Source organism: Desulfobulbaceae bacterium, assembly GCA_013792005.1.
Lineage (GTDB): Bacteria > Desulfobacterota > Desulfobulbia > Desulfobulbales > VMSU01 > VMSU01.
The window spans coordinates 1-10,365 of the sequence record VMSU01000218.1 but is presented as its reverse complement, the minus strand read 5'-3'; the positions used below and the strand labels follow the sequence as shown (position 1 = coordinate 10,365).

Annotated in this window: 10 protein-coding genes; 5 read left to right on the top strand and 5 right to left on the bottom strand. The window is 52.5% G+C overall.

Going from position 1 to position 10,365, the window contains the following annotated elements; translation table 11 throughout:
* The 5 genes from FP815_13975 to FP815_13955 form a co-directional block, all read right to left on the bottom strand.
* Nucleotides 1-1,149, bottom strand: a 1,149-nt coding sequence (locus tag FP815_13975) for a hypothetical protein (GenBank protein ID MBA3016033.1), incomplete at its 3' end; no start/stop codon positions are given.
* Nucleotides 1,146-2,285, bottom strand: coding sequence for a glycosyltransferase family 4 protein (locus FP815_13970; protein MBA3016032.1), 1,140 nt, complete (start codon nucleotides 2,283-2,285; stop codon nucleotides 1,146-1,148). The genes FP815_13975 and FP815_13970, both read right to left, overlap by 4 nt.
* Before the next feature lies 1 nt (nucleotide 2,286).
* Nucleotides 2,287-3,072: a WecB/TagA/CpsF family glycosyltransferase gene (locus tag FP815_13965; GenBank protein ID MBA3016031.1), complete on the bottom strand. Its 786-nt coding sequence runs from the start codon at nucleotides 3,070-3,072 to the stop codon at nucleotides 2,287-2,289.
* A 64-nt stretch (nucleotides 3,073-3,136) separates the two neighbouring features.
* Nucleotides 3,137-5,083, bottom strand: a complete 1,947-nt coding sequence (locus tag FP815_13960) for a hypothetical protein (GenBank protein MBA3016030.1) — start codon at nucleotides 5,081-5,083, stop codon at nucleotides 3,137-3,139.
* Between the two features lie 41 nt (nucleotides 5,084-5,124).
* A complete protein-coding gene (locus FP815_13955) occupies nucleotides 5,125-6,189 on the bottom strand; it encodes a hypothetical protein (GenBank protein ID MBA3016029.1) in 1,065 nt (354 codons plus the stop codon).
* Between the two features lie 467 nt (nucleotides 6,190-6,656).
* Here FP815_13955 and FP815_13950 point away from each other — a divergent pair, with 467 nt between their 5' ends.
* Genes FP815_13950 through ruvB form a run of 5 tightly spaced genes read left to right on the top strand, consistent with a single transcriptional unit; the run spans nucleotide 6,657 to nucleotide 10,217 of the window.
* Nucleotides 6,657-7,274, top strand: a complete 618-nt coding sequence (locus FP815_13950) for an RlmE family RNA methyltransferase (protein MBA3016028.1) — start codon at nucleotides 6,657-6,659, stop codon at nucleotides 7,272-7,274.
* A 33-nt stretch (nucleotides 7,275-7,307) separates the two neighbouring features.
* Nucleotides 7,308-8,057 (top strand): YebC/PmpR family DNA-binding transcriptional regulator, encoded by a 750-nt coding sequence (locus FP815_13945; GenBank protein ID MBA3016027.1) that lies wholly within the window; start codon nucleotides 7,308-7,310, stop codon nucleotides 8,055-8,057.
* Complete coding sequence (gene ruvC, locus FP815_13940) at nucleotides 8,054-8,548, top strand: crossover junction endodeoxyribonuclease RuvC (GenBank protein ID MBA3016026.1); 495 nt, start codon at nucleotides 8,054-8,056, stop codon at nucleotides 8,546-8,548. The genes FP815_13945 and ruvC overlap by 4 nt, the downstream gene beginning before the upstream one ends.
* Complete coding sequence (gene ruvA, locus FP815_13935) at nucleotides 8,545-9,165, top strand: Holliday junction branch migration protein RuvA (GenBank protein MBA3016025.1); 621 nt, start codon at nucleotides 8,545-8,547, stop codon at nucleotides 9,163-9,165. Before ruvC ends, ruvA begins: the two co-directional genes overlap by 4 nt.
* Complete coding sequence (gene ruvB / locus FP815_13930) at nucleotides 9,162-10,217, top strand: Holliday junction branch migration DNA helicase RuvB (GenBank protein ID MBA3016024.1); 1,056 nt, start codon at nucleotides 9,162-9,164, stop codon at nucleotides 10,215-10,217. Before ruvA ends, ruvB begins: the two co-directional genes overlap by 4 nt.
* The last annotated feature ends 148 nt before the right edge of the window (nucleotides 10,218-10,365 follow it).

The window sequence follows — 10,365 nt, the reverse complement described above, 5'->3', positions numbered from 1 at the left end:
TCGGGATGATATGTTGAATAGGAATGGAACCAGGTCTTGAGTTGAAAACACGGCGTCGCAATCTTTTTGGTAAATCATCCGCAGCCATTCCCAGAGGGAATCTCTTCCCTGATTGTACTTCATACAGCGGATCAAGTCATCGAGTGTCGACATCCAGACTAAGCCATCTTGGGCCGGGGGCAGTAAGGGTGATGGGGAACTACCGGTCAGTTCTTTGTAGGCGAGGAGCGCCATGTTCAGCCCCGCTGCTCTGGCAAGTTCAATCAGGCCGCACGGGCGGGGATTGATCTCAATGAACTTGTAGCGGTTGTCCCGCGGGTCATATTTGAATTCCAGATCCGCCAGGCCATGATATCCGACTCCTCGCAGGAAAGATTCAGAGAGGCGAGTGATTTCAGGGTGTTGCTGACTGACGGCAAGGGTGCCAATGCCGAAGTCAGGGGGGATTTGTCTGATTTTGTGGCCGGTGATGGCAGCCCGTGGAGTGGAAGTGGCATCAAAATAACTTATATAGAAGAAGAGATTGGTCGCGGGTCCGGGGATAATCTCCTGGGCCATGTATCCGTCTGTAAATCGAGGGTTGTGGATAATGCGAATTAACTCGTCAGGGGTGGTGGCGACTTCACCTTTGGTCCGGTAATCGTTCTGGGTGAGCAGGGGTTTGATGAAGCAGGGATAGACCGCACTGGCGAGGATGGTTTCAAGCGGGAGTTCGTCGGAAAAAAAGGTCGCTGGAATATCCAGGTTTTCCCTTTGTGCCAAGGCAAGCATTGATCGTTTGTTGATCAGCTCTGGCAGCGGGTGTTTGGAGGTTGGGAGCCAACGTAATGAGGCAAGTTCCAGTCGATGCCGATCCAGCAGCAGGAGGTAGTCATCGCTTTCTGTGAAAATGATCGGTGGGCATTGGGCGGCATTTCCGAGAGCAATGAGCAGATTCGTGAGTTCGGTGTCTGACGAGACTGTTTCGCAGAGGGAGCAGTATCGTGACGAGCCGCCGAGAGTGTGCTGCTGACGGCCAACTCCGATGACAGGGATGCCTTGTTTGCCAAGGCTGCGGATAACTCCCAGGCTGGTTGGGCTGTCTAACCCGAGGACGAGGGCCACTGCCTGGGGAGATCCGCTGATAAGAGCGTGGGTGGCAGGCTTCACCGATTCGCGTCTCCATGGTTTTTTAAGCGCAGTAATTGAGAGTAAACCGCTGCTACTTCCGAGGTCATGTGCTGGTCTGAGAACAGCGCGGTTTGCCGTACATGGGAGCTAACACGGTACTCGGCCCACAGGGGGGGGGCGTTGAGTAGTTTTTGAATAGCCCAGGCCAGAGCCTCATGGTCTTTAGCAGGGACCAGTACCCCGTCCACCTTGTGCCGCACCGCTTCGCTGATGCCGCCGACATCTGTCGCCACCACTGGCACACCCGCCGCCATTGCCTCCAAGATCACCATCGGCAACCCTTCGCTTAAGCTTGGCAGGACAAAGAGGTCCATCTCCCGGAGATAACTATTTACCGTCGAGGTGGCGCCGAGCCAACGAATTTGATTGGCAATGCCGAGGTCTTTGGCAATTGCCTTGATCTTTGTCTCATACTGAGGGGTGATGAATCCGCCTACAACCAGCAGCATGAATCTTTGTCCAGTGACGGTGAGTCGGTGCAGGGCGCGAATAAGTTCCTCAAGCCCTTTTCCTGGGCGCCAGAAGGCGACTGTGCCGATGATTGGATTTTTCTGGTTTAATGAGCGGGCGGGGAGGATGGGATTGATCGGAACCCCATTGTGGATGACTTTAAGTTTGTGCTGGAAGGCGGTTTGAGCAGTGATGGTCGATCGCAGGTGATGAGAAACCACGATGATTTTCCTGGCCTGAATCATGGCCAGCCTTTCAATTAGAACGTTAAGATATTTTTTTATGATGGTGCCGGAGTCGAACCCGATAACTCCATGGATGTGTTGGACAAGAGGAATTCCGGTGATGAGTGAGGCGAGGCCACCCAGGAGGTTGCTCCTGCTGTAGTGGGTGTGGATCAGGGCAAATCGCTGTTCTTTGATCAGCCGGATTAAATCTTTGGTCACGCGTAAGTCGATTGCCGAGCGCATGGGCAGGCGGAAGAGTGGGGCTTCTTGGCACTTTCGTGCTTCGGGGAAGGCGATCGGTTTGAGGCAGGCGAAACTCACCTCGTATCCGTGGGCAGGCAGGTTGATGGCGAGTAGGTCCTGGACTCGTTCAGCGCCAGCATAGTATTCACCATTGATGAGGTGGAGAACTTTAATGGGCAAAGGTTGAGGCTGCATGTCAGATTCGAGGCTCGTTTCGGCGATGACGAGCCGTTTTGAGTAATTCCCGCAACAGGATCACCGCAAAATATGGATCGTCAATCAGGTAGCGCCTACTCAATGCGCGGGGGTTGCCCAGGAGACGCCACAGCCATTCCAGGCCAATTTTTTGGATTGCGACAGGAGCCCGTTTGGTCAATCCCAAGTCGAACTCGAAGGCGGCGCCAAAGCAGCAGATCAGTTTTGTTGCCAGCATCGAACGATAACGAAGAGCCCAGCGTTCCTGTTTGGGCATTCCCAGGCAGGCAAAAGTAAGGTCTGGCTTGAACCGGTTAATTCGTTCGATAGCATCCCGGCCTTCGGCTGAATCAGTGGTAAAGTTCATTGAGGGGGAGAATATTTCTATTTGCGCAGATGGATATTTATTGATCATGGCCAGGCTGAGAGATGCTTCATCTTCGGGGTGCCCGCCCAGCAGAAAAATTCTGCCATGTTGTTTATCGACTACCCGGCAGAGGGCGGGGAACAGGTCTGCCCCGGTGACTCGTTCTTGGCAACCACCTTTGCCGTGCAGCAAGTGCGAGGCAACGACGAGTGGAAATCCGTCAGGGAAGATGAAGTCGGCGGTTTGATACTGGAGGAGAAGATCATGGTCCCGGCTGAGTTTGACAATCTGGTCGGTATTGGGTGTTACCACCACTTTGGCTGGGGCCTCTTTGTCGAGGACCTCACTTAACGCCGAAACTGCTTCGGCAAAGGAGACAGAGGCGATGTTAAGCCCGAACATGTTCACGGATTGTCCCATAGTATGGTGTGGAGTTTGTTGGCGTCTGTCTCTGGATCTTTTGGCGTGGACTATCGTGCTACGTTTAAGTGTGTCTTTCAAAGTAGATTGATATCATGGCAGGAATGGTTTTGACGAGAATACTGACGTCCCGCCAGAAAGAGAGTTTCTTGGCATATTGAATGTCAAGACGGATCATCTGTTTGAAGGACAGGCGGTTCTTACCGCTGACTTGCCATAGTCCGGTGATGCCGGGCAGGATATGAAAGCGCTGGGTATGCCACTGCAAATACTCATCAGCCTCATAGTCAAGGCAGGGGCGCGGGCCGACCAGGCTCATCTCCCCCTTGAGCACATTGAAGAGCTGCGGTAACTCATCAATGCTTGTTTTGCGAAGGAAGAGGCCCAAAGGGAAAATTCTTTCATCAGTCTCGATTTTGGTGTTGGGGGTATCGGCATTGGTGGTGATGAGCCTTTTCATGAATTTGCGATGTTTTTCGGCATCCGCATGGGCGTGCATACTTCGAAACTTGAGCAGAGTGAAGGGTTTTCGTTTGTATCCGATTCGTGTCTGGCGAAAAAATATTGGTCCTCGTGAACTCTTCCTGATGCCGATTGCCACCAGAAGAAAAAGTGGGGAGAGTAGAATGATTCCGCACAGCGAAACACTGACATCCAAGGCCCTTTTCCAGGTGGGGATGGGCTTGGCGATGAAATCTTCGATTTCTGATGGGGGAGTAGCGAGTGCATCGCCTTGACGGCAGTCAAAGTCTGCGGCTTTTGTTAGGGGGCGATTATTTTTTGGAGGGGAAGGGGATGGGTGGTCAGGAGTCCAGTGGCTGGGATAGGTGTATACCGTTACCATTCCCTCTGCCGAGAGATGGTTGAGTTCGCAGATGGACTGCCCCAGCTTGATGGCGGCATCGTGAGAGGCGCTGGGTAGCAGTACCCCGATCTTCCCCTCTTCATACCAACCGAACTGGTCAACCTCTCGCAGCCGATTGGATAAGTTGTGAGCAAAGGTTGATACTGAGCTTTCTTGGCCTGTGAGGTTATTGGCGTTGAAAATGAGGAGAGAGAGATCATGACCGTTGAGCAAGGCTCGCATGATCTCTTTGTCCAAGGCGCGTTTGAATTGATCTCCTCGGAGTAGCGACGGGGGAAGTTGTTCCTGTGTTTGAGTGTCACCCGGGAGCGTGGCTGGTGGTATATTTTCGGGTTGGGAAACTGCGGTTGACGGGGTGATTTTTGTGGCAAGCCACTGGTGAGGATAGGAGTAGGCGGTGAAGCTCCCTGGTGCGGGAATGCCGGCTATCTCACAGATGCTCTGGCCTATCTGCGTAGCGTTGGAGAGGGTAGCGTAGGGAAGGATGGCAGCCATTTCATTTGATCCATACCATCCGAAAGAATCAGTTTCTCGTAGGCGGTGGTTCAGTGCTTTGGCAAGTTTTGATACGGTGATTCCATGTGCCGCGACGTTTGAGCAGTGAAAGACGATCAGGGCGAAGCTGTGGCCATAACGGTTTGCCCGGTCAAGTTCCAGGCCGAGTTGTGCTCGGAGTTCGTCGCTTTGAGTGATCCCTTGTGGATTGATCCATATTTTAACGTTATTGAAAATCTTGAGCAGGCGGAGGGGGATGCTTTTTTTAATTGGCCAACGATCGGAGGGGTACGTATAGATAGTGAAAGGAGGCGGGCTGGTAAGTGGAGAGAGCAGGTCGTAGATGTCCTGGGCCAGTTTTATCGCTCCTTCATTTGGGGTATGAGGGATTAGAATGCCTATCTGCCCTGTGCTGAACCAACCGATAAAATCCATGTTCCTGACACGAAGAGAGAGTTTCCGGACTAGTGTCTTTACCAAGATATTTTTTTCGTCTTTAATGCCAATCTCATACACTGCCATAAAAAGACGCATGTCGTAACGATCGGCTCTTTCGCACTCCAGCCGGACAGTGTCCCAGAACTCCAAGGGAGAACTCATGCTTCTCAGATTCGGCTGATAGTGATCATGCGTAGGGGGAGTATGGGTCATGATGTTCCTGTTCTGGGATTAAGAAGGGCGTTTCGATCATTTCAGCGAACGCCATGATCATCGGCTTTACGGATGACTTCCGGGTCCTTCAGCAGCCGGTCGATAATTTCATCTCGACTGTAGTTTTGTGCTGCGTATTTTCTGCCTACGGCATTATTTGCGTAATCCATCCGGTGCTCGGCAGGTGTGTTGTCTGTTATCCCTTGTTCGTGGGCATTGGTCACCTCTTTGGCGAATTGATCACCGTAGGTTGTGGTGAGCAGGTAACTCCATAATACATGGCGGTATGCATCCTCGGGAATAACGGCGTGTTCTTGATGGGCTCGGCTGGCTGATTCCTGAGCATCGTCACGGATCTGCAGGAGGCGTGGGGCCTTGAAGGGATTTTCGGAGAGCAGTTCTATCTCGGGGGCGGTGAGCTGTTCCGCCATAATCCAGGAGATAACCTGAAGCGACTCTTTGTCCATGGTCAGGCGGTGCACGGTATCCCTTTGTTGCACCAAAAGCTTCGTGTTAACGGTTTCATTGTTAATGCGAAAGGAACTGATCCCCGAGAACGAGATGGGGACGGTGGCGCTGCCGGTTTGGATCAACCCAAGCAGGTCGTGGAGGAGGTTTTTGGCTTGATGTGTGATGGAATTCGGAGGCCAGAGTTTGAGTAGGATTGGCAGGGTAAGGTTGCCATTGCTTATGCTCGTTAGGCCATCTGCGACAGATTGGTCGGTCGTTTGCGTATTGTCATGTATGGTGGCTGAAATGGCATTGGCCATTAGCAGAAACCTGTTTGAGAGTAAGCTGTCCTTGGTGACTTGGAAAGTATCCAGGTGGAGCCTGACACTCTTTCCAGCAAGCCATTTGGGATCTCTTGCAATAGTGATTTGAGCGTCAAGGTTTGACCAGGTTAGGGTGCGGTCTGCGGGATTTATCACTGGTCTTGGCACGCTAAGGTGTTCGATCGTGATGCCGTTTACTGTCTTTCCTTGGAGCGCGCGGATTGCTCTTTCTGAAAAGTTCTGTGCCAGATGGTTGATACTCAAGGCGGTGATTATGCCAAGAAGAGCTATGATCAGTAGCCCTGCTGTGCTAAGGGCGATAAGTTTTTTCATTTAAGCGTCATCCTGGTGGGTAAATAAAATCACCCATAAGAGAAATTGATTATGTCATAAAAAATTATACAGATTGAACAGGGAAAATCAAATTGATTTTGTTAGTTTTTTTTCACAAAAGCAGGAGATGAGGAATTCAATAATCACGATCTTTATCGCCATATTTCAGTTGTCAATCCACCTTAAATAAACTACTTTTCAACACCATTATGAAGGTTCACCGTGTTTACGGAATTCATTTCCACAGGTGATCAAATACAGTTTTTTCGTCTTTCCCGTTTGGTGTTGACGGGACTCAGCCAATTGTGCGGCTCCTGTCTCCTTGTAATGAGGCGCCCGTAATCGTGAACGATTGAGAGTAACTGATCACAGGGGAGGTCAGCAGTTTTGTCCTGCCCTATGCTGAAGGCGATCTCAGGGGCACCCTGTGATCACTTTCGATTGAGATACCCGATAAGGCAGCTACCGTGAAGGAAATTCAGGATTACTATTTTAAAAAGGCCCAGAAAGAAGGGTATCCCGCTCGGTCGGTATATAAGCTTGAGGAGGCGAATCTAAAGTACGGTTTTCTCAAGCGGGGATCGAAGGTGCTTGATATTGGGAGCTACCCGGGGAGTTGGTCAATATATGCCGCCAAAATTGTCGGTCCTCAGGGTCTGGTGGTGGGGGTTGATCTTCAGGCTGGGAAACGGCGGGCCGAGTCGGGGCGGGCTCCGATTGAGTTTGTTCGTGGCGATATAATGGCGGACGAAACAGTGGTCGCCGTTACCGCCTATGCCCGAGAGTTTCAGGTGGTGCTCAGTGATATGGCGCCTCAGACCACAGGCAATAAGTGGGCGGATCATCAAAAATCGTTGGTCTTGTGCCGGCGGGCGCTTGCCTTGGCCTGTCAGGTGCTGGCCAAGGGCGGCGTTTTTTATTGTAAGGTCTTTGATGGAGAGGATTGCCGGGACTTTGTCGAAGAGGTGCGCGGGTGTTTTGGGAAAGTGAAGATCGTCAAGCCCAAGAGTTCACGACCGGAGAGTCGGGAACTCTTCGTCTTTGGTCAGGGGTATAAAGGAACTATGATTAGCAGTACGATATAAATTGTCGAGTGGAATAAATCGGAGGCAAGAACAATGTCAGGACATTCTAAGTGGAGTACGATCAAGCGAAAAAAAGGTGCGGCTGACGCTAAGCGTGGCAAGATTTTCACCAAGTTGATCAAGGAGATTATGGTTGCCGCTCGCATGGGTGGAGGAGATCCTGCCGGCAACGCTCGTTTGCGGTCGGCAGTAATGGCGGCCAAAACTGAGAATATGCCCAAAGACAATATTGATCGGGCGATCAAGAAGGGCACCGGCGATATGGATGGGGTGAATTACGAAGAGATCGTCTACGAAGGATATGGCCCCAGTGGGGTGGCGGTGCTTGTCGACTGCATGACTGATAACCGGAACCGCACTGTTTCCGAGGTCCGTTATGCCTTTAGTAAGAGCGGCGGCAATATGGGCGAGTCCGGGTGCGTTTCTTTCATGTTTGATAAAAAGGGCGTGATCGTGGTGGAGAAAGAGGCCACTTCTGAAGATAAGTTGCTGGAGTTGGCGCTGGAGGCGGGGGCAGAAGACGTGGTCGACGAGGGTGATGTCTTTAAGGTCCTCACCGAGCCCAATGATTTTAACGCTGTTAATGAGGCGTTGGAGGCGGCAGGCGTTGTCATAGCGAGCGCCTCTGTTGATATGATTCCCCAAAACACGATCGAGATCACCGAGGAAAAGGTTGCCCGCAGGGTGCTTTCGATGATGGAGATGCTTGAAGATAACGACGATGTGCAGCACGTCTACGCTAACTTTGATATTCCTGACGAGTTGATGGAGAACCTCTCCTGAGCCGGGTGTTCCGGATTCTTGGAATTGATCCTGGGTCACGGACAACGGGGTACGGGGTAGTCGAGAGGCGGGGCGGCGTCAATTATTTTGTTGCCTGCGGAGTCATCAAGTCGACTCCGACTCTCGCCTTCCCTTTGCGCTTGAAGGAGATTCATGATGGGGTGCGGCAGGTTATTGAGCGGTATAGCCCTGAGTGTGCGGCGGTGGAAGAGGTTTTCTTTGCCAAAAATCCCAGTTCCGCCCTTAAGCTGGGCCAGGCCAGGGGAGCGATCCTGATCGCCTTGCTTACTCATGGCCTTGAGGTGCATGAATTCACAGCCAAGCAGGTCAAGCAGGCGGTGGCCGGGTACGGTCAGGCCGCCAAGGAACAGGTGCAACATATGGTGCGGGTCTTGCTGAATCTGTCGGCAGAACCCAGCCAGGATGCTGCTGATGGCTTGGCAATCGCTCTTTGTCTGAGTAATCATCTTAAGTATGGGATAACATCATGATCGCCAGTTTGCGCGGGACCTTAATTCATGCCGACCCTGCCCGGGTGGTGGTCGAGGCCGGCGGGGTGGGGTATGACGTCGCCTTTTGCGCCTCGGGTCTGCAACGGCTGCCCTTGCTGGGCGAGGAGGTCTTCCTCCACATTTTCACCAAGGTCAGGGAGGACGCCATTGAACTCTTCGGCTTTACTGATGCCCGGGAGAAGGAGATGTTCATCATTCTGCTCACTGTCTCCGGAGTGGGGCCCAAGGTGGCGCTGAATATCCTGGCGGTCGTCTCCCCTGGTGAGTTGGCACGGGCAGTAATGACTGACGACTTGCATCGATTGACCGCCCTGCCTGGTGTGGGTAAGAAGACGGCGGAACGACTCTGTCTGGAGTTGAAGGATAAGGTGAGGTCATTTGCCGAGCTTGAGGCCAGGCCTTCGGAAGTTAAGGCTGCTGTGCTTGATGAGAGTGATCAGGTGGCGGCAGACGTGATCTCGGCTTTGACCAATCTCGGCTATCCTCCAGCCCAGGCCAGGGAAGCACTGCGTCGGGTTCGCAACTCTCTTCCTGACGGCCAATCTGCTCCACCCATTGCAGAACTCCTTCGTTTGGCATTGAGGTCCCTGGCATGAGTTTTGAGGAAGAACGGATAGTCAGTTCGACACCAGTTCGTGACGACTTGATCGAAGAGCTTTCGCTACGGCCCAAGAAATTGGCCCACTATATTGGTCAAAATCAGCTTAAGGACAACTTGACTATTGCGATTCAAGCGGCCAAAGGGCGTAAGGAGAGCCTTGACCATGTCCTCTTTCATGGGTTCCCCGGTCTGGGGAAGACCACTCTTGCCTATATTATCGCTCATGAGATGGGCGCCAATATCAAGGTTACCTCCGGCCCGGTCATCGAGAAGGCAGGTGATTTGGCCGCGATCCTCACCAGTCTCCAGGAGGGTGATGTCCTTTTTATTGATGAGATTCACCGTTTAAACCATGCGATTGAAGAGATCCTCTATCCGGCGATGGAGGATTTTCAGCTCGATTTGGTGATCGGCCAGGGGCCGGGGGCCAAATCGGTTAAGATGAACCTGCCTCATTTTACCTTGGTCGGCGCCACTACCCGGACCGGACTTCTCACTCCGCCGCTTCGCGATCGCTTTGGCGTGCTCCTGCGTCTCGAATTTTATTCACCAGACGAGCTGGTCTCTATTGTTGAGCGCTCGGCTCGGATGCTCAGTATCCCGATGGACCCGGAAGGCGCGGCTGAACTCGGACGCCGTTCCCGTGGCACTCCCCGAATTGCCAACCGTCTGTTGAAGCGGGTCCGCGACTATGCCCAAGTAAAGGCCGATGGCCGGATTACCCGTGATGTGGCCCGCAAGGCCCTTGATCTGCTTAATGTCGATCCGCTGGGGTTAGACGACATGGACCGTCGCATTCTGCTCACCATTATCGACAAGTTTCAAGGCGGACCCTTGGGGCTTGATACTTTGGCAACTTCCGTTTGCGAGGAGCGTAATACTCTCGAAGATGTTTACGAGCCGTTCTTGATCCAGTCCGGATTTCTGCTTCGAACACCACGCGGCAGGATGGCCACTGCCTCTGCCTACGAACATTTCGGCCGTCCCTTTACCGGTCAGTTTTCGGTCGAGGTGTTAAGTGACGCGGAAATTACCAATTTACCATAACGCATCTCGGCTTTGGGCCATCTGTGGTCGCACCTCAATCACAAAATCCTCGACGTAGCGCTGCTACGCCTGCGGTTTTGTTCAATCGGTGCAACCAAATCTGACCCAGATCCGGGCGCGATCCAGGTAAATTGGTAATTTCCGAGTC

What these genes read in the sequence shown, in the direction of transcription:
- FP815_13970 (MBA3016032.1), bottom strand. Translation starts at nt 2,285, where the DNA reads ATGCAGCCTCAACCTTTGCCCATTAAAGTTCTCCACCTCATCAATGGT.
- FP815_13965 (MBA3016031.1), bottom strand. Translation starts at nt 3,072, where the DNA reads ATGGGACAATCCGTGAACATGTTCGGGCTTAACATCGCCTCTGTCTCC.
- FP815_13960 (MBA3016030.1), bottom strand. Translation starts at nt 5,083, where the DNA reads ATGACCCATACTCCCCCTACGCATGATCACTATCAGCCGAATCTGAGA.
- FP815_13955 (MBA3016029.1), bottom strand. Translation starts at nt 6,189, where the DNA reads ATGAAAAAACTTATCGCCCTTAGCACAGCAGGGCTACTGATCATAGCT.
- FP815_13945 (MBA3016027.1), top strand. Translation starts at nt 7,308, where the DNA reads ATGTCAGGACATTCTAAGTGGAGTACGATCAAGCGAAAAAAAGGTGCG.
- ruvA (MBA3016025.1), top strand. Translation starts at nt 8,545, where the DNA reads ATGATCGCCAGTTTGCGCGGGACCTTAATTCATGCCGACCCTGCCCGG.
- ruvB (MBA3016024.1), top strand. Translation starts at nt 9,162, where the DNA reads ATGAGTTTTGAGGAAGAACGGATAGTCAGTTCGACACCAGTTCGTGAC.